We start from the raw sequence: 24552 nt of genomic DNA on the forward strand, positions 1-24552 counted from the left end.
CGTATTCACATAGATGTATAGAGAATATTATAGTAAGTTAACTCTTTTCAATCAAGGGCAAATTTTCTATTTTTAACATGATAGCGCATACATCATGAAATTTTCTTACACTCACATTTTTCTTTAAAATAATTGCCTTTTCCCATAGGAAATATGTTAGTCTTATAAAAAACTAGTATTCTTTAATTCTTTATCGCTATGAACTTGTGGAGGGAAAGAGATGATTCAAACGGTTTTATTTGATATTGATGGTGTATTACTCAGTGAAGAGCGCTGCTTTGATGCCTCAGCGCTATCTGTTTGGGAGCTCCTGCAAAGCCCTAATTATCTCAATATTCGGTCCGAACACTTTACTGTTACTCCTAATGATGCATTCATACGAACAAAAAGACAAGAAGTGTTCGCAGGCGAACGTGTGCTTTCATTCATGAAATCAAGGGGGATGAATTCAAATTGGGATATGGTCTATTTGACCTTTTCCTATCAGCTTATTTCTTTATTACAATATGTATCTGCTCCAGTAAGAGAAGCCTTTCTCAGCCGTACTGATATCGACCGCCAAGCGCTTAAAGCACTCGCACCACATCTCCCTAAAGACGTGCCACTAAACTTTGAGTTGTTTGTCACTGATTTCGAAAAAAGCCCCGGTACAAAACAAGATTTATTACTTTATATCGACACCATCTGTGAAGAAAAATTGGGCCGCACGTCTAAACTGTTCTCTAGAAGTGGCACCCTGTGGAAAATCGGTCAAGAAACCTATCAAGAATGGTATCTCGGCGATGCTTTTATTGAGACATCCATTGGAAAAAAAGCCTATCAGGCTGGAAAACACGGATTTTTGCAAGAGGAAATTCCACTGGCAGCAACCGAAGAGCTTCAACAGCTTTTTAAGAAAATTCGGGACCAGGGAATTGTTATCGGGATTGGCACAGGACGACCAGCAATAGAGAGCCACGAACCATTAAAAGCATTAGGCCTCCTTGACTATATTGACCCTGATCGCATGGTAACAGCAACAGATGTTATTGAGGCAGAGCGACAGTTTCCTGAGTACCTTCCACTCGGTAAACCTCATCCCTATACTTATCTGCACGGGTTCTTTAAAAAGCAAACCGCAACCGAACGCGTCTTAAAAGCGTCTCTCCCACTCGCTAAAGCAGACTCACTGCTAATTATTGGGGATTCCCTCGCAGATTGTTTGGCTGCTCAAGAAATCGGTGCCCATTTTGCAGCGGTGCTAACGGGATTGACAGGTGAGGCAGCTCGTGAGGAATTTGAAGCCCATCATGCCGAAGTGATTTTATCCAATGTGTTGGAGGTTGAGCGCTTCATTACTACATTAAATACGATTGCTAACTAATCGTGGTCCAGAATTTCTCTGTCAACACACACGAAGTCTGTGCAGATGCTCACAGGCTTCGTGATTTGAATGCATTTTAAGGTGCGGGACGAACCGTGTTGTTAACGAGCTGTGCTGCATCTGTCACGTCATAAGAAATCGCTTGACTCCCCATTTGTTTCCATCCTTCGATAAAAGAGGCTCTCTTAATACGCCTATCTTTTTTTCCTGCTAAAGGATCATTAAAGTAAATCCACTGGTTATCATATCCAGTAACAAGCACTGAATGTTCTTTATAAGTGATCTCTATAGGTCCTTCTGGTGTACTCCACTTTTCCCAGTAGGTATCCGAAAGCTTGGTAAACAGCGTATTATTGATGATCCAGACGGGGGCTCCTTCTGCAAGTTGTTTTAAAACAGTAGAAAAGGACTTCCCAGTTAAATCGATAACACGCTCACCCATATACCGTTCAGCGAGTTCGGCGATCGGTCCGTGATAAACACCAAGTCCTGGTTTATCAAAGGTATCCATCGCTCCGACAAATCCATGATTGGGATTACCAAAATGAACATGTCCATTTGTTTTTTTATAAGGGGTAGGATCCTTTTTGACTTGTTTTGCTAATGTTTCTTTGGAAACTGAATAGCCGGCATAATTTAAGAGCATGGCTAAGCTCGTGACCTCACAGCCCCTAGGCAGCTCTGGCAGCTGTTTGATAAGTGGTACATTAAGGTGGGCTTCACTAGGCAGTTTAAAAGGCCTTCGCTCTGCTTTTACCTTAGTTAATCGTTGCTGTCGCACTTGCATCGTGACATCCTCTGACTCTTTCGTCTGAAGCTTTGCAGGTGTTGCTTTCTTTTTTGTCTGCTGTGACATCACGAGATCAGACGTGCTAAGTGATTGCGAATAGACTTTAAAGACTCTCGTTCCAATAATAGCACCGGACAGAATAAGGATAAAAACAATAGGTAAGAATTTTTTTCTCATAGGCATCCTCTCCACGTGTGAAGATTGTCTACATAGAGTTCATTAAGAATGTTTCTCTTATTTTTATGTCTATGTTCACAATCAGTGAATGACCATTAAAAATACCATACTTGCTGTAAAAATGATTGGCATCCCCCTAATAGACACATAACTCTATTTTATCCACTCTTTTCCTAAGTTATAAAAAGGAAATGAAAAGGCATGAACCCGGTATATAATACCAGGCACATGCCCAATAGTTACTTTACTTTTACTTAACTTGCTTGTTTTAAGTCACCACTCCGATTAAATAAACGAAAAATACGTGAGACTCGACCGTGAACAGCGGGCCAGATGAAGCCCTCGCAGAGCTCAAAATACGCGCTCAAGATGGCGCACGATTCGCTTCACCAACAGAAAGCGAGCGTCTTTGCGCACCCATAGCTAACTAAGCCCTCAATTTTTTAAAAGAGAAACTGAAAATGCTGTTTCTACGCTTTTGTCAAAAAGCCATTATGATATTGATTCAGCTGAATGAACTTGTTTTTTTCTTTTACAAACAATTTGGATTGGATTTCCGTCAAGGTCTTGTACCCAACCCGCCCTTAAGTCATTTAAAAAATCATGAGAGTAGATAACATAGTAGCACCATTACAATTAAATGTGCATACACCCAGTCTGAAATTTTTATAGATTTATGAGTTTTACCGCTTGAATATGCTCAAGATGTTGTAAGGCGTCGATGGGGGTTTCATTGACATTTTTATCGATAGTCAACACCATGATTGCGTGACCACCGACACTCTTCCTTCCCACCTGCATGGAGCCGATATTGATGTGGTGTTCCCCAAGGACCGTACCCACTTGTCCGATTAATCCGGGAAGATCGTGATGCTCAATGTACAACAAATGGACGTCCGTTGGCAGATCAACATTATAATCATCAATTTTGACTATACGTGGTCCATACCCATTTAACAATGTCCCTGAAATCGAGCGTTCATCGGTTTCAGAAGTTAGCCTCACCTTAATCAATCCTGTGAATCCGTGCGACTGTTGTGTACGCTTTACATTATAGGTAACGCCGCTTTCCTTAATGTAATATTTCACATTAACAGGATTAATATGATCGCCAAGGTATTTTGCAAGCACACTCTGTAGGATGGATCGCGTGAGTGGTGCTGTTTCAATATCTGTCAGCTCACCTGAATAAGTAATTTCAATATCCTGAGGCGCCCCTTTAACTAACTGAACGGCAGTAACCCCTAGCTGACGACTCAATTGATAATAAGGCTCTAGCGCCCTTCTCACCTGATCAGAAATAGGGGGCAGATTCACGGCATGCTGAGCAGGCTCTCCGTTAAAAATTTGCAGGATTTCTTCACTGACAGCCCGAGCGACTTTTTCCTGTGCTTCAACAGTAGATGCGCCTAAGTGCGGTGTGGCAATCACTTGAGGGAGCGTCAACAATGGGTGATTTTCAGGTGGTTCATTTTCAAAAACATCGATGGCAGCTCCGGCCACCTTTCCCTCTTTAATCGCTTGATAGAGAGCCAGCTCATCAATGATGCCGCCACGGGCACAATTAATCAATCGGACATCTGCCTTCATTTTATTGAAGGCTTCCGCACCTATAAGATGATGGGTTTCTTTTGTTAAAGGTGTGTGGACCGTGATGAAATCCGCTTGGGTATAAATCTCATCCAATGTGGCTTTCGTCACGCCTGCTCTTCGTGCTTTTTCATCGGTTAAAAACGGATCATAGGCAAGTATATTCATTTGATAGGCTTTGGCTCTTTTGGCCACTTCCATGCCAATACGTCCGAAGCCGACGACCCCGAAGGTTTTCTTAAACAACTCCACTCCTTTAAACTTCTTGCGCTCCCAACGGCCCTCTTTTAGAGACTTGCAGGCATCCGGAATCTGTCTGGATAGAGCTGTCATCATTGCCATGGTGTGTTCAGCAGCAGATATTGTGTTGCCATCGGGAGCATTGATGACCAATATCCCTGCTTTGGTTGCTGCATCTAAGTCAATATTATCAACACCAACCCCCGCACGGCCAATCACCCGAAGATGGTCAGCAGCCTCAATAATAGCCGCATCGACTTGTGTCTGACTTCGAACGATCAATCCGTCATAGTTCCCTATAATTTTTACCAATTCTTCCTTTGTAAGCTCGGTTTGTACATTGAGCTCTACTGTTTCACTAGCCTTTAATGCTGCTAAGCCTGTATCACTGATGGGATCACTTATGAGAATTTTATAAGTCATGGATAAGGACCTCCTCTGCTTTCTGAGCAGCCGTCCCTGGTACGATCGAGTAGCCCATCTTATACAATGATAATTCTAGTAGGGTGAGGGTTTGTAAAAGTTCGGCTGGCGTACAGGCCCCCATATGACCGATACGAAAGAGTTTCCCTTTTAGTTTCCCTTGTCCACCTGCAAAAACGAGATTAAAAGATTGTGAAGCAGTTTTCCTCAATCCCTCACTGTCAAATGTGTTTGTTGCTTTAATAGCAGTAACGGTGGGAGAAGCATCCTCGTCACTTGTCAATAGAGTCAAGCCAAGTCCCTGAATAGCAGCTCGTGTCATTTTTTTCAATAAATCATGTCTTTGATAGACATTGTCAAGACCTTCTGATTCTAACAAGGTCAGTGCTTGCTGTAATCCAAAAATAATTGATACGGCTGGTGTATACGGCGTCATTCCCTTTTCATGGTTCTTTTGATAAGCAGCCAAATTTAGATAGAACGCCTTTGTATCATTGGCCTTAATCACCTTCCATGCGCGTTCACTTACAGCGATAAATGCTAATCCTGGGGGCAGCATGAAAGCTTTTTGTGAACCAGACACAACAATATCTAAACTGTTTCGATCCATCTCTACTGGAACACCTGCCGCTGAGCTGACGGTATCTACAACAACAAGGGCATCAGACGCTTCGTGGATCACATCTGCTAATTGAGCAATCGGATTTAAGACACCTGTAGAGGTTTCGCAATGAGTCATAAAAACAGCCTTCAACTCTGATTTGCTTGAGATAAATTGCCGCAACACTTCAGGATCACAAGCTTTGCCCCATTCAATGTCTAAGCGATGAACAACGAGATCAAAGGCCTCACAAATATCCGCAAAGCGCGCTCCAAATGCACCAGTGACAATGACAGCAACTTCATCACCGGGTTGAGTACTATTCACCACGGCTGTTTCAAGTGCTGAGGTCCCACTCCCCGTCAATACAAAAACCTCTTGCTTCGTTCCAAAAACAGGTTGAAGGCGACGGGTAACATCCTTATATAAATCACTGAATGCACTCCCCCGATGCCCAATCATTGGCTGAGACATTGCATGTTGAATGCTCTCTGGTATCGGAGTTGGTCCAGGGGTTCTTAATATTTGTGATCGGTTAATAATCATAATCTTCCTCCCAAGCCTCTTATGAAATTTTAAAACTTGGCATTTTGCCAAGTTCTCGGCACATTTTTGTTATTTTTGCACATCATACAAAACGTCTACTATTCATTCAAATCATTTCATTCTTTATTTTTAGTCAATTTTAGCAATATCCTTTTACACTGTAAAGTGAAAAAGTAATATTTTTTGTTGTTTTTTATCGGCTTCACGCTTCATGCCCTTCTTGGTAATGTTAACCAACAGTAAGCGCACCCCCCATCCATTCGCTAGATTTCCGAAACCTGTTTATGAATCTAGTAAACAAGGAGGAACTAAGATGAAAAAGCAAATGCTTATGCTGGCGTTCGCAGGTATGGTCGCCTTACCTTTTACTCAAGGACACACAGCGAATGCGCAAACAACCGACAGCCCTTCTCAGCAAACCCAACAGAAAGTCATTCATGTTAACTTTAAATCATTAGAGGACCTACAATCGCATTATAAAGACTTATATACGAAGTTCTTGAAGGAAGGTAAAGGCTTCTGTAATGGAGAATCAACAGCAGAAAACAAAAATAACACAAGTAAGCCAGCTGCCGCCAATACAACACAGCAACAAACAAGCAAGCAACAGGCCGCTGCCCCAGCACCTTCAAAAGGGAGCGCTGCCGCTCCAAGTTCTAAATCAACGGATACAGTAAGCGCTTATGAAAAGGAAGTAGTCACACTTACAAATAAAGAAAGGACAAGCCGTGGACTTAAGCCACTCACTCTCAACACTAAGTTATCGAAAATGGCAAGAGATAAATCACAAGACATGGTCAACAAAAATTATTTCTCACACCAGTCTCCCACCTACGGCTCTCCATTTGATATGATGAAGGCGTACAATATTTCTTACACATCCGCAGGTGAAAATATCGCTGCAGGTCAAAAAACGCCACAAGAGGTTGTCACAGCGTGGATGAATAGTGAAGGTCACCGTGAAAATATCCTCAATCCTAATTACACAACCATTGGTGTCGGCTATGTTAAAGGTGGCTCCTACGGTTCTTATTGGACCCAAGAGTTTATTGGCAAATAACAAATATAGAAAGACAAAAATCAACCAGCATCATTTCGAGCTGGTTGATTTTACTTTTATAAAGAAATTTATACTTTCTGATCTTAAGAAAACTGGGTAAATGCCCGTCCATTGAAATACTTAATTAATCTTCCTTGCTTTCATCGACTCTCTCTAGGAGCCAAGCATCGATAAGCTTGCCGTCCTCATCCTGATCGAGATAATAGGAACCATTACTGTAACGATCGGCAGCACGTAACTGGTTAGCCTGGACATCGACAAGTTTACCTTTGTCACTTTCCACACGAACAATGTCCTCATCATGAACCAATAACGCCTTTACAATACGATGCGGGGACGATTTTAATTCTCTAAGCATCACCAAACCACGTCTAGCCCGAGTCGACTTCTCTAATTCCCTGTAAATCGCCAGCTTTTTCAAAGCACCTCTCTGCGTTGCGATAACAAGATCCGGATTGCCCCCTACTGAAAAAGTATGGCTACTGACAACAAAATCATCGTCCTTTAAGTTAATCCCTTTAACACCTGCAGCGCGTTGACCAACAATACTAGCTTCACTTTCATCAAACCAAAGCCCGTAGCCTTTATGGGTGACAAAAAGCACATTAGAAGTACCATCAGTTAAGAACACATTAACTAGTGCGTCCTCATTTTTCAGCTTTAATGCGACAAGTGGCTTTGAGCGTCTTTGTGCTGTATAATGCTCAAGCTCCGTACGCTTAATCTGACCGAGCTTTGTCATAAATGTTAAATACAATGGCACGTTAAAGTCTTTTATAGGAATGGCCTTGATCACTACATCATCATTATCAATTGGAACGAGCTGGGCGATTGGCTGCCCCATTTCCTTCCAACGCTTATCAGGAATTTCATGAACAGGTATATAAAGATAATTGCCCTTTTGAGTAAAGACGAGCAACGTATCTGTTGTGTTCACTTCTGACTGCCACAGCAAGCGATCGCTGTCCTTCATCGCTGTTTCCTCAGACTTTGAAGCCGAATATGAACGCAGGCTTGAACGTTTGATATAGCCCTCTTTGGTTAAAGCGACTACGACATCCTCCGAAGCAACCAGTACCTCCAGATCAATCTTGATTTCTTCAATCTTTTCTTCAATTTTTGTCCTACGGGCATCACTATAGCGCTCTTTTATCTCTTTCAGTTCCTTCTTGATGACAGCGATAAGCTTTTTATCAGAGCTTAAAATAGCTTCAAGACGGGCGATCGTTTTTTCCAACTCATCAGCTTCTTTTTGCAAGGTTTGGATATCTGTATTCGTCAGTCGGTACAACTGCAGATTAACAATGGCTTCCGCTTGGGCATCGGTAAATCCATAGGCTTTGGAAAGGTTCTCTTTAGCATCCTTTTTATCCTTCGATGCGCGTATAGTGTCAATGACTTCATCTAAAATCGATACCGCATGGATAAGCCCTTCAACAATATGGCTGCGATCCTTTGCCTTCTGCAGTTCAAATTGCGAGCGCAACGTAATAACTTCTTTTTGGTGTGCGATATAAGACATAAGAATTGACTTTAGCCCAAGAAGCTTAGGAGTTTTATTTTCAATCGCTACCATATTGAAATTATAAGTAATTTGCAGGTCGGTGTTTTTATAAAAATAGTTTAGCACACCCTCTGCGTCGCCATCTTTTTTTAACTCAATGACAACACGTGTGCCCGTTCGATCTGTTTCATCACGAACCTCAGCTACACCTTCCACCTTTCTGTCTAAGCGCAGCTCCTCCATTTTTTTAACAAGGTTCGCTTTATTCACTTCATAAGGGAGTTCAGTAATAACAATCTGTTCACGCCCTGCCTTTAAAGGCTCAACTTCAGCTTTTCCTCGTAAAACAACCTTACCTTTTCCGGTCTGATAGGCCTTCTTTAACCCCTCCACACCTTGTAAAATGCCTCCGGTTGGGAAGTCAGGGCCTTTGATATGTCCCATTAAATCGTCAATGGTACACTCAGGATTTTCCATGGCTAAGATTGTCGCATCGATCACCTCTCCAAGATTGTGAGGGGGGATATCCGTGGCATATCCTGCTGAAATTCCTGTGGAACCATTCACTAAAAGATTGGGAAACTTGGCAGGAAGAACTGTCGGCTCCTCAGTTGTATCGTCGAAGTTCGGAATAAAGCCAACGGTCTCCTTGTCAATATCTTTTAAAAGCTCAGAAGCGATGGCAGATAAGCGAGCCTCTGTATAACGCATCGCCGCCGGTGGGTCTCCATCTATGCTACCGTTATTCCCATGCATCTCGATGAGAACGTTGCGCACCTTCCAATCCTGACTCATTCGCACCATGGCATCATACACAGAACTATCACCGTGTGGGTGATAGTTCCCGATAACATTCCCGACGGTTTTTGCCGATTTTCTAAAAGGTTTATCGTGAGTATTGTGATCCTGTGCCATCGCATAGAGAATACGCCGTTGAACGGGCTTCAAACCATCCCGAACATCTGGCAACGCTCGTTCTTGAATAATGTATTTACTATATATCCCGAAGCGATCACCAATGACATCTTCTAATGGTAAGTCTAATAATTTTTCTGGTTTCGCCATAGGTTAAATTGCTCCTTCGTTTTCGGTTATTGATATATTTTCATTTTCTAGGATATTAGTGTCCTCTTCCATGCCAAAAGCCACATGGGACTCAATCCATTTTCTGCGCGGTTCAACTTTATCGCCCATAAGAACAGCCACTCGGCGTTCTGCCCGGGTGATATCGTCGATTTTCACTCTAATAAGCGTGCGAGTTTCCGGATTCATTGTTGTTTCCCATAATTGATCGGCATTCATTTCACCAAGACCCTTGTACCGTTGAATCACGTAGCCTTTCCCAATCTTTTGGATCGCCTCACGCATTCCTGCTTCATCCCAAGCGTATTCAATGACTTCCTTGCGCCCGCTGCCCTTACTGACCTTGTATAGTGGCGGGAGGGCAATAAAAACCTTGCCAGCCTCAATTAATGGACGCATGTAGCGATAGAAAAAGGTTAATAACAGTACTTGAATATGGGCGCCATCCGTATCAGCATCGGTCATAATAACCACTTTATTATAGTTGCTATCGTCTACCGAAAAATCTGGTCCAACGCCTGCACCAATGGCATGGATGATCGTGTTAATCTCTTCATTCTTAAGAATATCGCCTAGCTTCGCTTTTTCCGTATTGATGACTTTACCGCGAAGCGGGAGTACGGCCTGAAAGGTACGATCGCGTCCTTGTTTTGCAGAACCGCCTGCGGAATCCCCTTCGACGAGGTACAATTCGTTTTTCTGACTATTTTTCGATGAGGCTGGAGTAAGCTTTCCACTTAACACCGTATCACGGCGTTTGCCTTTTTTACCACTGCGTGCCTCCTCCCGGGCTTTCCGAGCGGCTTCGCGTGCTTGAGCAGCTTTTATTGCCTTTTTGATCAGCATTTCACTCACTTTTGGATTTTCGGCAAGAAAATACGCCAATTGTTCTGATACAACAGCATCGACAGCAGAACGGGCTTCACTGGTACCCAATTTGCCTTTGGTCTGCCCTTCAAATTGTAATTTATCCTCTGGTACACGTACAGAGACAATCCCTGTGAATCCCTCACGAATATCTGTACCGTCGAGATTTTTATCCTTTTCCTTTAATAACTCAGCTTTTCGCGCATAATCATTAAAAGCTCGGGTTACAGCTGTCTTAAAGCCGGATTCATGAGTCCCACCATCCTTTGTTCGCACATTATTAACAAACGAAAGGACGTTTTCTGAGTAGCCGTCATTAAATTGAAAAGCGACATCGACCTCAATGTCGTTATGTTCTCCTTCGAAAGATGCCACTGGATGTAATGTATCCTTCTCCTCATTAAGGTAATCAATAAACGCTTCAATACCTGTATCATAATAATAGCTCTCTTCTTGATTTGTCCGTTTATCGATTAAAGTGATTTTTAAGCCCTTTAATAAAAAGGCGGCCTCACGAAGACGTTCACTTAAGATATCAAAGTTATAATGCGTCGTGCTAAAAATGGTAGGGTCAGGCTTGAAATGAATCTTTGTGCCCGTCTGTTTCGTCTTCCCCACCTTTTCGAGAGTGGTAACAGGGTGTCCCCCATTCTCAAAGCGTTGTTCGAAAACCTCGCCGTCCCGTTTGATCGTCACAACAAGCCACTCGGATAAGGCGTTAACGACTGAGGCGCCAACACCGTGCAAACCACCTGAGGTCTTATATCCCCCTGCATTCCCGAATTTTCCCCCAGCATGTAGGACTGTAAAAATAACCTCTGGAGTGGGTTTGCCTGTTCGGTGCATTCCAGTTGGCATTCCCCGTCCGTGATCTATGACACTGACACTTTCATCAGGATATAAGGTCACGATAATTTCATTCCCATAACCAGCTAACGCTTCATCTACCGCATTATCGACAATTTCATAAACCAAATGGTGAAGGCCGCGAGCATCCGTCGACCCTATATACATGCCTGGACGTTTCCGAACCGCTTCTAAGCCTTCGAGTACTTGTATTGTATCATCTGTATAAGTCGTTGTTGTTTTAGGCAAATGCCCAACCTCCCTCGTACAACATAAATCCTAATATTAAGCATATCAGAACGGATGTTTCTAATAAAGCATTACTTTTTTCATACTGCTTAAAGAGCTTCTTTTTACTTGGAAAATTTTCGTAAATGGGTGGATTCATAACCCTTGGTAAATAGCGCCGGCCAAGTGATAAATCCCCACCTTATAAAAGATGGGGGATTATGTCTATCTTTGATTTATAAATCAATCGATCCGAACCCATCTTCACACAAATCATATGGACGCCTTTCATCATATGATAAATTAATGCAAATTGTAAATGTCTCGATATTTTTTATTTAAATAGTCAATTAAATACTGGGCATTTAATGCTTCTCCAGTGACATCTTGGACAATCTGCATTGGCTTTTTTAAAGCGCCGTACTGATGTATCTGTTCTGAAAGCCACAGCCGTATAGGCTTCATGTTTCCTTGCTGAAGCAAGCTATCAAAGTTGGGAAGGTCCCTCAGCATGATATGCTGAAATTGCGCAGCATAGATATAGCCTAAGGCGTAGGATGGAAAATAGCCAAAATCTCCTCCCGACCAATGGATATCTTGAAGAACCCCTTCGCTATCGTTCTGAGGACGAATCCCCAAATAGCTTTCCATTTTATCATTCCAGACACCTGGAAGGTCCTTCACCTGTAGATCTCCATCAAATAAAGCCTTTTCAATCTCATAACGAACGATGATATGTAAAGGGTATGTCAATTCATCAGCATGAATTCGGATAAAGGACGGTTGAGATAAATTGGTTGCCCGATAAAAAGCATCAAGACCAATGTGATCGAATGCGCCATGCGCTGCTTTTTGGAAAGCCCCATAATAATGCTCCCAAAATGGTCGACTACGGCCGATGAAATTTTCAAAAAAGAGGGATTGAGATTCATGAATCCCCATAGAGGTCCCTTCACATAAAGGGGTTCCAATAAGATCCTTGGAAATGTTTTGTTCGTAAAGGGCATGTCCACCTTCATGGATTGTTCCAAATATGGCAGGCCTAAAATCCTGTTCATCATAATGGGTGGTCACTCTCACGTCCCCTGGATTGATAGAAATTTGAAAAGGATGCGCGGTTTCATCCAGGCGACCGGCTGAAAAATCATAACCCATTTCTTTTAACATCCATACACTAAAGTCACGTTGCTGCTGCTTTGAAAATGGAACAGTTAAAAAAGAGGCCTCAGGCTGTGCTGTTGTACCAATTGCCTTTACTAATGGAACGATGTGCTCCCGTAACTGGCCAAAAACACGATCAATGGTTTCGACAGTCACACCTGGCTCATATAAATCAAGTAGGGCATTATATTTATTTTTATCATGTCCCCAATATTCCACCATGCGCTTTTTAAAAGCAACAAGCTTTTCTAAGTAAGGCTGGAGCATCGAAAAATCGCTGTTCTTCTTTGCTTCCTCCCATACACTTTCAGCCTTTGACTGTAAGATGATATAGTCCTTATATTCATTCGCTGGAATATTAATATTTTGTTCATAGCGTTTCTTACAGACTTCAACTGAGCGTTTCGTTACCTCTGAAAGCTCTTTTTGAACCCCTTCATCAGTCAGAGCATCGATATAATCCTTTAATTCATCCGCTATCGTCATTTTAAAGACATCTTCAGATAAAGAGCCGATGACTTCTGAGCGTTGTTCAACTCCTTTTTTTGGTGCGCCGGTCCGTAAGTCCCAACCGATCAAAGCCAGCGCTTCTTCATAATGCTTCATTTTATTAACATATTGAAAAAATAGCTTCTCAATATCACGTATGGATTGATGCATCTCTTACCCATCCTTTCATCGCCTTTTCAACCGAGTCCTACTTATATCCTAGATAAGTGTAATGAATTCGATCTATGTAGTAAAGTCCCATTGTTTCTAACGACTCTGATAATTAAACTACGACAAAGTCCTGCCAAAATCCTTTTAATGAGCTAAAATCCTTCCAACATTTACTAAGCTTATTTAAAAAATTCCTCACATAAAAACCGCCGCATGACACAAAATACTCCTGTAAATCAAAAAAGGAGTGATTTTAGAAATGGCAGACAACAACAGCAATCAAATTTTAGTACCAGGAGTAGAGCAAGCAATTGACCAAATGAAGCAAGAAATCGCTCAAGAATTTGGTGTACAATTAGGTGCAGACACCACATCCCGCGCAAACGGTTCTGTAGGTGGGGAAATTACAAAACGCCTTGTCGCTACTGCACAACAACAATTAGGCGGAAGAATGCAGTAATTAAAAATTCATACTCATATGGCAAAAGGCACTCATTATGGGTGCCTTTTTCTTTTGTGATATCCCAATGAATTTATCGTCTCCTTATCACCAAGTATTAACCTGTTGAAGCTGTGTAAACCCGACGGCCATATGTAAAACAATTTGAAATTCAAGATGCGTAAGGGTTTCCGATGACCTTAATTGCTCACTTGAAGTGATTTTTGCTGCTTCTAAATGACAGGCAACAGGGTAGTGAAATTGCCAAACCACTTCGCGGTGAATACTGCTTTCCCCCAGGTCATCCTTAAATACATGCTCACGCTTACTTTTTTGTTGAGGAAGCTGAGGTGTGGTGATATAAGTAACGGGACATGTGTGTTGCCAAGGGATTGTGCATTTTCTACTATACGATCCATATCTATTGATATACATGATATCGCCTTTCAAAGTGCCGCTCAAATTCACAATAGCCGCTTCTATATTCAAATGGTAGGCATCAATGTAAACGGACCAATCGACATCGTCAATGGCTTCAATGCCTTCCGCAAATTTTAATTGGTCCTCTAAGGCGATTTCAATCTCCACACGTGCGATCTCCATTTGTGAGTAGCGTTCCAATGAAACATTTAGTGTACTATCGGGTGAAGCTGACTGAACCGCATGTTTCTGATTGGGATTCGGCTGAAAGATCTTTGCTGTTTTCATGTTTGGGAATTGTGGAAAATGACTGCCATCCTTTATAGGGCGTTTACCTTCATCGTTCATCACACATTCCCCCTTTTACTGTTATATGTATGATAGATGAAGGGTTAATTATCCCCTATCCATTCCTTTGAGCCATGAATAAAAATAACCGACCTCAGCTCTAGGCTAAAATCGGTTGTAAAAGTTATCTTCTAAATTCTGACATAACAGGTGGCAGACTTTAGGGGTGTTATTCGTCTGCAGAAAATTTAGTATCGGAAGGACATTCGTTCTGTTCCCCAACTTTAATCTGTTGATTTTGAAGGACTTTTAGAGAGAGTTCAACGACCATTTTTTCTTCTATCTTAGTAAATGTACCCTCTTCAAACGGTGCAACGATTTTATAGTCATTAGAGAATACATCGCCCATCTTTCTGTCAAGAAATTCATCATACTCAATAAATTTACTTGATAATAACTCACAATAGGGCAATTCGTTGAAAACCTCTCCGCTGATTTGGTTAAATTCTGAAAAATCGCCAGATAAGAGGCTATCTTTTTGTGCGAAGCCAGCAGGAAGCGGCTGACTGCTAAAGAAAGAGAACTCTTTTGATTCAGGTAGAGCTTTGAATTCAGGTTGTCTTATAAAGTTTACCTCTGTCACCAGATTAAATGGAATATCTACGGTATAAGATTTAATAACGGATTGAACGCCATGATGACTGCCATATCTGGGTGCAGCATATTGAATATTTTTACGAACAAAGCCTTTGATAAATAATTTATTGGTTGGAAGTAATAAACGGCATTGGACAAGCTTAAGATTTTTCTTTACCCTTTTGATTTCTAGTGCGGGTTCTGGCAATTTAATGGTGGAATCAAGGTCGATTTGCACAGTTGTTTCGGCGAGAACAACAGGGACTTTAGCAATGCTTGCACCGGAAGAAACTTGTGGTGATAATGGGGTATTTTTTGCTATGGGTTGTACAGATGTCTTTGGTGGCTTCGGAAATAAATGTGGCGATGAAGGCTTAGCGTGTTCATGCTCATGCTGTTGTTTGTGTTCCTCTGACATTACCCTTTATCTCCTTTCTCTTTAACAATAGTCTTTACAATACATAAAATATGTAAGAGTCTCTATAAAAGAGTGGACAAAACACTTAAATCATCAGCACATTTTACCTTTTTAACTAAATCTTGAAAACTCCTATAATTCAAAAATGAAAGGGCCTACTCGCAATAGGTAAAACTTGTTATATAAAAAGGGTTGATTTCATCAAGAGAATCGGTATATACTTTAATCCGCTAATGTGTTACAGAAATTATTGATTGGTGTTTTGCAATATGAAAGGAGTTCCGTTGTGTCATCTCAAGGTAAATTAAGTATTTGGATTTTAACAGCTTTAGTTGTAGGGAATATGGTTGGATCAGGAATCTTCATGTTACCCAGTAGTCTAGCACAAGTCGCCAGCCCCGGAGGCGTGTTACTCGCTTGGATCTTCACAGGTGTTGGCGTTCTCTTTATTGCACTGATATTTGGATACCTATCCATGAAACGCCCAAGCATGACAGGAGGTCCGCAAATTTATGCTAAGGGGCTTTTTAAAGAAGGAAGCACTGCCTCGTCACTTGCGGGTTATTTTGTCTCATGGGGCTATTGGGTCGCTAATTTTGCTGGGAATGTGGCCGTTATCACTTCATTTGCCGGCTATCTTTCAACGTTTTTTCCAATATTAAATAGCGAAGCCACAGCTTTTTCTATTCATCATTATCATTTAACCGTCGGGCATTTGTTAACATTTCTTGTTTGCTCGGTGTTGTTATGGGGGATTCATTTTCTGATCTTAAATGGGATTGAAGGTGCGGGCAAGGTTAATTTGATCGCTACTTCGACTAAAGTCATCGGCTTCCTATTATTCATTATTGCCACACTCTTTGTCTTCCAGTCGAGTCATCTGCTCCCCTTTGTTGCACCTAAAGTCGATGGTGGACATTCTGTCGGCTTATTTGGTCAATTAAATCATGCTGCTGTCTCTACCTTATGGGCTTTCGTCGGCATTGAGTCAGCTGTTGTCTTTTCCTCACGGGCCAAGAAAAGACAGGATGTCAAACGTGCGACCATTATGGGACTCCTCATTGCTACAGGGATTTACATTGCGATTACCCTGCTTGTCATGGGCTCCTTAAAACAAGCCGTTCTTATCCATTCATCCAAGCCGCTTGTCGATGCACTAACTGTAGCCATTGGGAGTGGCGGTGGCTACTTGCTGGCCATTCTTGCTGTCATTAGCTTATTCGGTTCTACTATTGGCTGGATATTATTAAGTGCAGAAGTGCCTTATCAATCGGCAAAACAAGGTTTGTTTTTAAAAGCCTTTGAGCGCTCTAACAAAAAAGGAACACCAACAGGGGCATTAACGATTACAAACGTGGCGACACAGCTCCTAATTTTCTCAACTATTTCGAGCTCCATTGCTGAAGCTTTTAACTTCGTAACAACGATCGCCACACTTTCTTACTTGCTGCCTTATCTTGTCTCCTCTTTTTTCCAAATCAAAGTGGTGTTCAGCGATCCAGCCGAACGTCACAAAGCAGGATGGTCACAAGGAATTATTGGGATTTTAGGTACAGCTTATGCCCTCTATGTCGTTGTTGCTGGAACCTCCGATATGAAAACATTCCTTTGGGGAATCTTTTTCATCGGTATTGGTATCATCTTTTATCCTTTTCTGCTTATGCAAAGAAAAAAGACAACAAAAACCCCTTTATAGATAGCAAAAACGAGAGCCGCTTCCGGCTCTCGTTATTTGTGGATAGAATTGCCACCCTCTAGTCCTCCCTTAAAGGCATTAGTGAAGCGTTCTTTTAAGTTCATCTACTTCCCTCTCAAGGTGCTCTATTTTCTTCTTCATTGCTTGTCTCGACATTTTGATACGCTGGATAACCATTAAGCACAAACTCGCACCAATGATAAAAACCAGGATAAAACCCATAACGAAAAGAATCAGTAGGTCCCCCATCCGCTCCTCCCCCTTTTTGCGCTTCTGTGTTACAGATTAACAGCAGAATCTAGCAATAATTGAAATTTTGTTACAACATCAATAACTCTCTTAATTCATCCTCTGTTAATACAGCTGAAGGCTCCGCATTTGCTGAAACAATAGCGTTAATCAAGTCGCGCTTCTGTGCCTGCAAGGCATGCATCTTTTCTTCAATCGTTCCTTTAGCAATCAGTTTAATCACTTCCACAACTTTCTTCTGCCCCATGCGGTGTGCACGATCAGCAGCCTGTTCTTCAACAGCTGGATTCCACCATGTATCATACAAGATGACAGTATCAGCTCCCGTGAGATTTAGCCCTGTTCCCCCGGCTTTTAGAGAAATTAGAAAGATATCACGTTCCCCTGCATTGTAACGTTCACACATCGTTACCCGTTCCTCGGAAGGGGTTTGCCCATCTAAATAAAAATACGCACAACCCTTCGTCATGAGCGTTCTCCCTATCAGATCAAGCATTTTGGTAAATTGTGAAAAGATCAATACTCTTCTCCCTGCTTTTTGTGCCTCATCAACAAGTCGCAGCAGGTGTTCAAATTTTGCAGAACTGCCTTGATAGCCTTCTACAAATAAAGCGGGATGACAACAAATTTGCCGCAGCCGTGTTAGCCCCGCCAAAATTTTAATGCGATTTTTCCGAAGGGTTTCTTGGTCGAGATGCTTTAAAGCTTGAACACGCAATTTAGCTAAGTATGCTGCATAGAGCTTCTTTTGATCTGGTAACAGCATGACAGCATCAATCGTTTCAACCTTTTCAGGTAGTTCCTCGAGAACATCCGCCTTGACACGTCGCAATAAAAAGGGACGAATGCGTCTAGCGATCATTTGATTGCTCAGCTTACTATAGTCTTTTAAACTAAGAAAAAGCTCAGGAAGAATGACATGAAAGATCGACCAAAGTTCTTCAGAGGCATTTTCTACCGGTGTACCGGTTAAAGCAAAGCGATGGCCCGCTTGGATTTGTTTTACCGCGCGTGCTGTCTGTGTCAAAGGATTTTTAAAGGCTTGTGCCTCATCAAAAAAAGCGGCATAAAAGTACTGCTTCGCATACCAATGGATATCTGCCCGCACGATGGGATAGGAGGTGATAACAACATCTCTTTCATCTAATGTATCGTAAAGCGCGCGTCGCTCTCTCCTATTCCCCACTGTCACCGTTACTTTTATTTCAGGTGCAAATTTCTTTATTTCATTCAGCCAATTATAGAGCAATGACGATGGGCAGATAATGATGACGGGCTGCCTTTTTTCTCGAACAGATTGCAGCTCTGATAAAATAAAGGCAATGCTTTGTAGGGATTTGCCCAGTCCCATGTCATCGGCAAGAATCCCTCCAAATCCGTAATGAGCCAGCGTCTTAAGCCACTGATAGCCAAGTTCCTGATAAGGTCTTAAGCTCGCCTTTAAAGTCAACGGGACTTCAAAGGTTAAGGCTCCAGGTTCATACAAATGCTTTACAAATTCCTGAAAATCAGCCTCCAATTGAAACGTCTCACTCCCCGTCACATTATCAAGAAGCTGAAGACTTTTTTCTAACGGTAAAACTAATCCATTCTCCATGGATTGATTTGCCAGCTGCGGCATTTGTAGAAAGCGCTGAACGTCTAAAAACTCTTTTGTTTCTAGAGATACAAGCGTCCCGCTACGCAGACGATAATATTTTCGTTTTTCCTCTAAAACCTTTAAAATGGCCTTAATATCATTGCCGATAATGCCATCCAACTCAAAGTTAAATTCAAGCATATTAATCCGCTCTCTTCTCAGCCTAACGCGTATCCGAGGGCGAAAAGCGGCTTTTGAGACTCGATTTCTAACAGCTGTGGTAGCATAAACCTGAACGAGCTTTTCCAGTTTTGGGAGCATATAGGTTAAAAACTCATACTCTAAGTCATCATTTTGCATATAATAGCCACCGTCTGTCAGCGTAAATGCACTAGCACGCATCAGCTGTAGGATAGCCTCTTCCTTGTCTAACTCTCGCTTGATCATGATTGGAATAGTGAGCGCTTGGGTTTCTATTGGATTAAACACGTAGTGATCATAGTGAAACTCAAGCCCCGCAAGCAGCTTGTGATTAAGACGATCAAGATAGAGCTTGGCAATGAGCGGCGTATTCATGAGCTGATGCGTTATCGTTTCAGCAATCGTGACATCACCTAATTTTCTTAGCGCCGGAGCAACCTTTTCAAGATAATACCCAATGTGTTGTTTGGGAATCGGAATGGTTTCATTGTGTAGACCTGATAATAGAGCTTCAAGCTCTATTAAGCGCTCACTGTCCTGACTCTCTAAGCGGAAGAGCTTCCCTTCATAGAAAACCGTTCTGTAGGCAGATAGGATGACAAGATGTGAAAATCCACCGATTTTCAGCTCGTAACTGTCAGCGGACGGTGCAACAAATTCAAATTGTAACGGAAGAGCTTCATTCACAACTTGAAAGCCAGAAAAGCACTGATCATGATAGGCGATCATCACGCATTGAGCCATGACAAGACGCGGCACAAGGCGTTCCCAAAATGAAGGGGGAATAAGAAGCAATGGATTCTCTTGATGACTAGTGTCTGCACCCCCTCCATATAACGCTTCATCATCCATAATCTGAATAAACAGGCGCAGAATCGCATCAACCTCCACAGCAAAGCAGTGCTGACTCGGATCAAAAATAAATGCCTCAGATAAACGATAAGCGCTTCCTGTCTTGAGTTGATTTAAAAACGCTCGGATATCTTTTACAGCTTCCTGCTCGATTTCTATTTCAATACCGAGCATTGAGCGCTGATCTGGGAGAAAAATCACGCGGCAGATGAATGCGACCTTAAGCAAATACCGATCTTCAAAATGACGGCGCTGCTTGCTTGAGGTTGACTGGTGTTGAGTAAACAACGAACGTAACTCGTCACTGATTGCATGCTGAGAAGTAGTGGATTCACCATCTAGAATAGCGAATAAGACAGCGGCAACATGCTGACACGCTTTATGAAACGAAGTGAGTTTTGGACAGGTACACGTCGTGTGAAGCTCCCCTGCCTCATCATGCATGACAGTGACATGAAAGGTTGCCCTACCCGTTGTCACCTCTGCTTTATACGATTGAGTATTCAGTTGCTCTAACTTAACTTTATTGGTTTGAAAGTAGGCTTCACCTCTTTTATAGGAGACGTGGCCACATTTATCGAGGATTATCTTGGCATTCAATTGCATAGGTCAATTCGTTGCTCCCTTACGTTTACATAAGTGGTTCTTTCAATCGTGCTTTTAATCCGATTGTAACACAAGCCAGTGTAAGATGTTGGTCTACCTACTTAAAGCTTATTGATTAATTGGCTTCAAAAAATCGTTCGCTTTCCACTTTGCAAATCCTTACAGCATAATATTTATACCACTCATTCTTTCCTCTCTTCTGGGCAACTTTATGCGCAGGGTGCTCTCTCCAGGCTTTGATTGCCTCTAAGGAGGACCAGTAAGAAATTGTTATCCCCAATTGCTGATTCTGTGTGCTCTCTATCCCTAAAAAACCTGGCTGTTCTCTTGCTAATTCCTCAATATGCTGAGCCATGGCTGCATAGCCTTTATCACCCTGAGTACGCTTTGATGTAAAAATTACCGCATAATAAGAAGGATCGCCCTTATCTCTATGCTCTCTCATGTCAACTGCTCCCCTTTAACTAAGTTTTTAGGCATTAGGCTCGAAAGGTTTTACCTAGTGGCTCGCCTAAACCGCAATAGTGTCGAAAATTATAGATCAGCGGACTCCACTTATGAGGATCAATATGTGCGTTTCCAGTAAGGATGTACTCATGAGCATGTACACGTGTCACTTCACTCTCAACAATTGTAAAATCCTTGGAATAGGCAGGAAACCCAATCCGCTTCACCCTCGCCTCAATTTGAAGGGGACATTCTTGAATCCGCGTAGGTTTTGCATCCATTGAAGCAACAGGAATTAAACCACTTGCTTGATATTTTTTCCTTTTTATACGAAAATCTCATCTCTTGTTTATACTTTGGAACCTTTTCTTTTCCAGTAAAACAAGCAAGTCGTTCCACGTTTTCCCAAAGCGAGGGATCAGGGATATTAATCACACATTCACGATGCCTTTCAAGATTAACAATGGCTTGGCCATTTCTACTAAGACCTAACACCACATAATTTCCCAATGCCCACGAAGATGAGATGGGGCTAATATTAACTGTTTCATCCTCATTTAATGTTGTAAGTAAAACAACTGGTGTTCCATAATACAAAATATTTGGATGGATCTCCTTCACTGTATAGTCCTTAATCTGTCTCACTTAAAACATCCTCCTTTTTAGATAATTTCATTGTAACCCTTTAACATTTCGACTATCATCGGAGGAATGTGGAATGAAAGGTGCACCTGATCTCTTAAAAGTTGCAGCATTACTTAGTGAACCATCGCGCGCTACCATACTAACAGCACTTCTTGATGGACGGTATCATCCAGCAAGTGAGCTGGCACATATGGCGAGGATAAAACCACAAACAGCCAGCTTTCATTTAAAAAGGCTGACCGAAGCCAATATTATAAAATTAGAGCAACATGGCCGACATCACTACTACAGTCTCGTTAATCATGATATTGCTAACATTTTAGAATCCCTTCTCACACTTGCTCCGCCAATCAAGATTCAATCGTTCAATCAAGCATCTCTTGATAAGGCTATACGTACTGCAAGAACTTGTTACGATCACCTTGCTGGTCATTTAGGAATTAAAACTCACTCGAGCGCTGATTCCTGAAGGTTATCTCTTCGAAGAGGAAAGCTTATAAACTGACAGATTGTGGTTCAGAGTTTTTTGCCGCCTTTAACATTGACATTGGGGCACTTCGCAAAAAACGACGATCATTTGCACACAAATGTCTGGATTGGAGTGAGAGAAAACATCATCTTGCAGGTGCACTTGGAAATGCACTCTTAGAAAAATTTAAGGAATTACATTGGATCGATCCCTATCCTCAGAATCGAGCTGTAAAAATAACGCCGATAGGGAAACAAGAAATAGAAAATACGTTCAAGATAAAACTCTAACCCAAACCTCTCTATGAGGTGCAGCAGCCAAAGATACCACATTAAATAAAAAGTGCAAATCCTGCTATGGGCATTTGCACTTTTTATAATAGATTGTCTTCACTTAATGTTGAAAGCTCCTTTTCAGAAAAAACTTTAATCCCATTTCTTTTTAGTAAAGCGGCGGTCACACCATTTCCCGCGGCTTTTTCTCCACTAAAGCTCCCATTATAAATCATGGAGCTTCCGCAAGAAGGGCTACTCTCTTTAAGAATCACTGTGGTGGCATTGAGCTTCTTCACTCTATCCAAAGTGGCATAGGCACCTTTTATGTATAAGTCAGTCAAATCATTTCCAGATTTCTCAACCACTCTAGCCTTACCATCTAACACAGCTTCTCCGCTCCCACCTTGGATTTCCGCTGGCTCTCGTGGCGTTGTAAAACCCGCTAGCAACTCTGGACACATAGGAAGAGCCTTTTTATCTTCAATAAGTAGATGAATGCGTTCATCAAAGCTATCGGCCCCATTATATCTCACCTTTAACCCTGCCAAGCATGAACTCACCACTATCAAATGAAACACTTCCTCGCTCTTTATGGCTTATGACGGCTTCCTTCTTTAATAGATTTAAAGACACACAACCCCATCATTTATCTCTTTTCATTGTAGCTCATTCCGATTAGAAGTAACACCTCTTTTCAGACATAATGCTAACTTCCTTATTCCAATTCCATTCATTTTCTAAAAGAAGAGAGTATAAGCAAGAAAAATGGTCATACTGATTAAAAGTATAATTGGAGGGAAAATGATTATGAAGGAAAAAGGCGTCTACACCTTTGCCCAGCTTGAAGAAGCGGAAGTCAATAAAATTCAAGAGTTGGAGAACTGTCTTGGTGTAACACTCATTGCCTATGAAAATAATAAAGAAGAGATTAAACACCGAGAAGGTCTGTCTTAGGCAGCCTCTCGTTGTTTAATCTTAAAAAAAGCATCACATCCATGTGATAATACCGAAACGAGCACATCACTACCACCTCAAAAAGTAAAAAGCACTTTTCGGGGACCCCGATAGTGCGTCGAACGCCGACCCTATCCACATCGTGTGGGCATGAAGAAAGCGAGTAGTTTGACGGAGCGCTTCATCACTCACTTAGGAATCTGAACGCATCCCTTCAGAAGTGTGAATGCGTTCGGATCTCTATGAGCTGAAGACTTCTGTCTCAGCCTCTTTGTATACTGATCAGTCGTTAACCTGCTTTACAAATTGCCATTCCGGCTTTGCCCCTGCCCCATAGCCAAGCGTTGCACCACCGTCAACCGTTACCGCATCACCGGTTACAAAACTTGAGAATTCACTGGCTAAAAACAAGGCAACACGGGCAATTTCAGTAGGAGAAGCTGTATAACCTAGCATATGTGAACGATCTTGTTCAACTCGTGCTTGTTCAGGATTGGGAAGCTGATTCAACCATTTTTCCATTAGAGGCGTGCTCACTCCTGCAGGACAAATGGCATTCACCCTCACACCATAAGGCGCGGAGTCAATAGCCAAAGCCTTTGTTAATGCGATGACAGCACCTTTTGTAGCCGAGTAAGCTGGATTCTCACGCTGCCCGCTCACCCCTGTCATCGACGCCATATTAATGATTCTTCCTTTGGTTTGTTTAAGGTGAGGTAAGGCCTGTTTGATCGTCAAAAACATGCTTTTTACATTGACCTGAAAGAGTTGGTCCCATTCATCTTCACTTATGTGTTCAATCAATCGAGGTAAAATACGACCCGCATTATTAAATAGAATATCGAGGCGACCAAACCGTTCTATCGTACGCTCTACTAGTGCTTCAACTTGTGAGGCTTCTGTCACATCACAAGGAAACCCAAACGCCTGCTGACCTTGAGAGTGAATTGCTTGGATAACGGTTTCAATTTGCGCCTCATTGATATCAGTGACAACGACCTTGGCTCCTTCTGCTGCAAAAAGTTGAGCTGAAGCCGCGCCGATACCACCTGCACCACCTGTGATGATAGCTACTTGATCCTGTAATTGCATGACTCACCCCTCCACTCCTTATAAGAATGATAATTTATCTGCCCTTAACCACACCGCCATTATCATAAATGAGTACCTATCATGAAATTCATGGCTTGAGTCTCCCTATATTAAAAGATTAATATTTAATGAGAGTGCATCACTTGC

At 42.0% G+C, this 24552-nt stretch carries 19 protein-coding genes and 1 pseudogene; 6 read left to right on the forward strand and 14 right to left on the reverse strand.

Annotation, left to right across the window (positions count from 1 at the left end):
- Positions 1–220 precede the first annotated feature (220 nt).
- Complete coding sequence (locus IEW82_RS09290; RefSeq protein ID WP_188692734.1) at positions 221–1363, forward strand: HAD family hydrolase; 1143 nt, start codon at positions 221–223, stop codon at positions 1361–1363.
- 76 nt (positions 1364–1439) lie between these two features.
- On the opposite strand, the gene IEW82_RS09295 is transcribed toward IEW82_RS09290, so the two are convergent.
- The 3 genes from IEW82_RS09295 to IEW82_RS09305 form a co-directional block, all read right to left on the reverse strand.
- Complete coding sequence (locus IEW82_RS09295) at positions 1440–2330, reverse strand: C39 family peptidase (protein ID WP_229672489.1); 891 nt, start codon at positions 2328–2330, stop codon at positions 1440–1442.
- 666 nt (positions 2331–2996) lie between these two features.
- On the reverse strand, positions 2997–4583 hold the full coding sequence (gene serA, locus IEW82_RS09300; protein ID WP_188692738.1) for a phosphoglycerate dehydrogenase: 1587 nt from the start codon (positions 4581–4583) through the stop codon (positions 2997–2999).
- Positions 4573–5730: a pyridoxal-phosphate-dependent aminotransferase family protein gene (locus IEW82_RS09305; RefSeq protein ID WP_188692740.1), complete on the reverse strand. Its 1158-nt coding sequence runs from the start codon at positions 5728–5730 to the stop codon at positions 4573–4575. The genes serA and IEW82_RS09305 overlap by 11 nt, the downstream gene beginning before the upstream one ends.
- A gap of 313 nt (positions 5731–6043) precedes the next feature.
- Here IEW82_RS09305 and IEW82_RS09310 point away from each other — a divergent pair, with 313 nt between their 5' ends.
- Positions 6044–6790 carry a CAP domain-containing protein gene (locus IEW82_RS09310; RefSeq protein ID WP_188692742.1) on the forward strand — a complete coding sequence of 249 codons (747 nt, stop codon included), beginning with the start codon at positions 6044–6046 and terminating at the stop codon, positions 6788–6790.
- 124 nt (positions 6791–6914) lie between these two features.
- Here IEW82_RS09310 and parC read toward each other — a convergent pair whose 3' ends face one another.
- From parC to IEW82_RS09325, 3 genes are all read right to left on the reverse strand, one after another.
- On the reverse strand, positions 6915–9359 hold the full coding sequence (gene parC, locus IEW82_RS09315) for a DNA topoisomerase IV subunit A (RefSeq protein WP_188692744.1): 2445 nt from the start codon (positions 9357–9359) through the stop codon (positions 6915–6917).
- Between the two features lie 3 nt (positions 9360–9362).
- Positions 9363–11339: a DNA topoisomerase IV subunit B gene (gene parE / locus IEW82_RS09320; RefSeq protein ID WP_188692747.1), complete on the reverse strand. Its 1977-nt coding sequence runs from the start codon at positions 11337–11339 to the stop codon at positions 9363–9365.
- Between the two features lie 282 nt (positions 11340–11621).
- The gene (locus tag IEW82_RS09325; protein ID WP_188692749.1) at positions 11622–13139 is read right to left on the reverse strand and encodes a carboxypeptidase M32; all 1518 of its coding nucleotides are present in this window, start codon (positions 13137–13139) and stop codon (positions 11622–11624) included.
- A gap of 259 nt (positions 13140–13398) precedes the next feature.
- Here IEW82_RS09325 and IEW82_RS09330 point away from each other — a divergent pair, with 259 nt between their 5' ends.
- Positions 13399–13599: an alpha/beta-type small acid-soluble spore protein gene (locus IEW82_RS09330; RefSeq protein WP_188692752.1), complete on the forward strand. Its 201-nt coding sequence runs from the start codon at positions 13399–13401 to the stop codon at positions 13597–13599.
- A gap of 87 nt (positions 13600–13686) precedes the next feature.
- On the opposite strand, the gene IEW82_RS09335 is transcribed toward IEW82_RS09330, so the two are convergent.
- Positions 13687–14346 carry a hypothetical protein gene (locus tag IEW82_RS09335; RefSeq protein ID WP_188692756.1) on the reverse strand — a complete coding sequence of 220 codons (660 nt, stop codon included), beginning with the start codon at positions 14344–14346 and terminating at the stop codon, positions 13687–13689.
- 169 nt (positions 14347–14515) lie between these two features.
- A complete protein-coding gene (locus IEW82_RS09340) occupies positions 14516–15340 on the reverse strand; it encodes a CsxC family protein (protein ID WP_188692759.1) in 825 nt (274 codons plus the stop codon).
- A 286-nt stretch (positions 15341–15626) separates the two neighbouring features.
- Here IEW82_RS09340 and IEW82_RS09345 point away from each other — a divergent pair, with 286 nt between their 5' ends.
- Entirely contained in the window at positions 15627–17036 is a 1410-nt protein-coding gene (locus IEW82_RS09345; protein ID WP_188692763.1) for an amino acid permease, read from the forward strand.
- Positions 17037–17114: 78 nt separating this feature from the next.
- Here the strand turns inward: IEW82_RS09345 and IEW82_RS09350 are convergent, their stop codons facing one another.
- The 4 genes and pseudogenes from IEW82_RS09350 to IEW82_RS09365 all read right to left on the reverse strand — a co-directional run bounded on the left by IEW82_RS09350 (position 17115) and on the right by IEW82_RS09365 (position 21606).
- Positions 17115–17285 (reverse strand): LapA family protein, encoded by a 171-nt coding sequence (locus IEW82_RS09350; RefSeq protein ID WP_188692766.1) that lies wholly within the window; start codon positions 17283–17285, stop codon positions 17115–17117.
- Between the two features lie 70 nt (positions 17286–17355).
- Positions 17356–20523 (reverse strand): DEAD/DEAH box helicase, encoded by a 3168-nt coding sequence (locus IEW82_RS09355; protein WP_188692770.1) that lies wholly within the window; start codon positions 20521–20523, stop codon positions 17356–17358.
- Positions 20524–20638: 115 nt separating this feature from the next.
- Positions 20639–20968: an antibiotic biosynthesis monooxygenase family protein gene (locus IEW82_RS09360; RefSeq protein WP_188692773.1), complete on the reverse strand. Its 330-nt coding sequence runs from the start codon at positions 20966–20968 to the stop codon at positions 20639–20641.
- Positions 20969–21002: 34 nt separating this feature from the next.
- Positions 21003–21606 (reverse strand): annotated as a pseudogene (locus tag IEW82_RS09365) (flavin reductase family protein).
- An 82-nt stretch (positions 21607–21688) separates the two neighbouring features.
- Between IEW82_RS09365 and IEW82_RS20410 the strand changes: the two are divergent.
- Entirely contained in the window at positions 21689–22084 is a 396-nt protein-coding gene (locus IEW82_RS20410) for an ArsR/SmtB family transcription factor (protein ID WP_373285709.1), read from the forward strand.
- A 373-nt stretch (positions 22085–22457) separates the two neighbouring features.
- On the opposite strand, the gene IEW82_RS09375 is transcribed toward IEW82_RS20410, so the two are convergent.
- The gene (locus IEW82_RS09375; protein WP_188692776.1) at positions 22458–22928 is read right to left on the reverse strand and encodes a 2-thiouracil desulfurase family protein; all 471 of its coding nucleotides are present in this window, start codon (positions 22926–22928) and stop codon (positions 22458–22460) included.
- 238 nt (positions 22929–23166) lie between these two features.
- Here IEW82_RS09375 and IEW82_RS09380 point away from each other — a divergent pair, with 238 nt between their 5' ends.
- Positions 23167–23313 (forward strand): hypothetical protein, encoded by a 147-nt coding sequence (locus IEW82_RS09380; RefSeq protein ID WP_188692779.1) that lies wholly within the window; start codon positions 23167–23169, stop codon positions 23311–23313.
- 282 nt (positions 23314–23595) lie between these two features.
- Here IEW82_RS09380 and IEW82_RS09385 read toward each other — a convergent pair whose 3' ends face one another.
- The gene (locus IEW82_RS09385; RefSeq protein ID WP_188692781.1) at positions 23596–24405 is read right to left on the reverse strand and encodes an SDR family NAD(P)-dependent oxidoreductase; all 810 of its coding nucleotides are present in this window, start codon (positions 24403–24405) and stop codon (positions 23596–23598) included.
- Positions 24406–24552: the final 147 nt, after the last annotated feature.

This window comes from Pullulanibacillus camelliae (assembly GCF_014642655.1).
Taxonomy (GTDB): Bacteria; Bacillota; Bacilli; order Bacillales; family Sporolactobacillaceae; genus Pullulanibacillus; species Pullulanibacillus camelliae.

What these genes read in the sequence shown, in the direction of transcription:
- IEW82_RS09330 (WP_188692752.1), top strand. Translation starts at nt 13,399, where the DNA reads ATGGCAGACAACAACAGCAATCAAATTTTAGTACCAGGAGTAGAGCAA.
- IEW82_RS09385 (WP_188692781.1), bottom strand. Translation starts at nt 24,405, where the DNA reads ATGCAATTACAGGATCAAGTAGCTATCATCACAGGTGGTGCAGGTGGT.
- IEW82_RS09295 (WP_229672489.1), bottom strand. Translation starts at nt 2,330, where the DNA reads ATGAGAAAAAAATTCTTACCTATTGTTTTTATCCTTATTCTGTCCGGT.
- IEW82_RS09360 (WP_188692773.1), bottom strand. Translation starts at nt 20,968, where the DNA reads ATGAGAGAGCATAGAGATAAGGGCGATCCTTCTTATTATGCGGTAATT.
- IEW82_RS20410 (WP_373285709.1), top strand. Translation starts at nt 21,689, where the DNA reads ATGAAAGGTGCACCTGATCTCTTAAAAGTTGCAGCATTACTTAGTGAA.
- IEW82_RS09290 (WP_188692734.1), top strand. Translation starts at nt 221, where the DNA reads ATGATTCAAACGGTTTTATTTGATATTGATGGTGTATTACTCAGTGAA.
- IEW82_RS09335 (WP_188692756.1), bottom strand. Translation starts at nt 14,346, where the DNA reads ATGAACGATGAAGGTAAACGCCCTATAAAGGATGGCAGTCATTTTCCA.
- serA (WP_188692738.1), bottom strand. Translation starts at nt 4,583, where the DNA reads ATGACTTATAAAATTCTCATAAGTGATCCCATCAGTGATACAGGCTTA.
- IEW82_RS09350 (WP_188692766.1), bottom strand. Translation starts at nt 17,285, where the DNA reads ATGGGGGACCTACTGATTCTTTTCGTTATGGGTTTTATCCTGGTTTTT.
- IEW82_RS09355 (WP_188692770.1), bottom strand. Translation starts at nt 20,523, where the DNA reads ATGCAATTGAATGCCAAGATAATCCTCGATAAATGTGGCCACGTCTCC.
- parC (WP_188692744.1), bottom strand. Translation starts at nt 9,359, where the DNA reads ATGGCGAAACCAGAAAAATTATTAGACTTACCATTAGAAGATGTCATT.
- IEW82_RS09325 (WP_188692749.1), bottom strand. Translation starts at nt 13,139, where the DNA reads ATGCATCAATCCATACGTGATATTGAGAAGCTATTTTTTCAATATGTT.
- IEW82_RS09305 (WP_188692740.1), bottom strand. Translation starts at nt 5,730, where the DNA reads ATGATTATTAACCGATCACAAATATTAAGAACCCCTGGACCAACTCCG.
- IEW82_RS09340 (WP_188692759.1), bottom strand. Translation starts at nt 15,340, where the DNA reads ATGTCAGAGGAACACAAACAACAGCATGAGCATGAACACGCTAAGCCT.
- IEW82_RS09380 (WP_188692779.1), top strand. Translation starts at nt 23,167, where the DNA reads ATGAAGGAAAAAGGCGTCTACACCTTTGCCCAGCTTGAAGAAGCGGAA.
- IEW82_RS09310 (WP_188692742.1), top strand. Translation starts at nt 6,044, where the DNA reads ATGAAAAAGCAAATGCTTATGCTGGCGTTCGCAGGTATGGTCGCCTTA.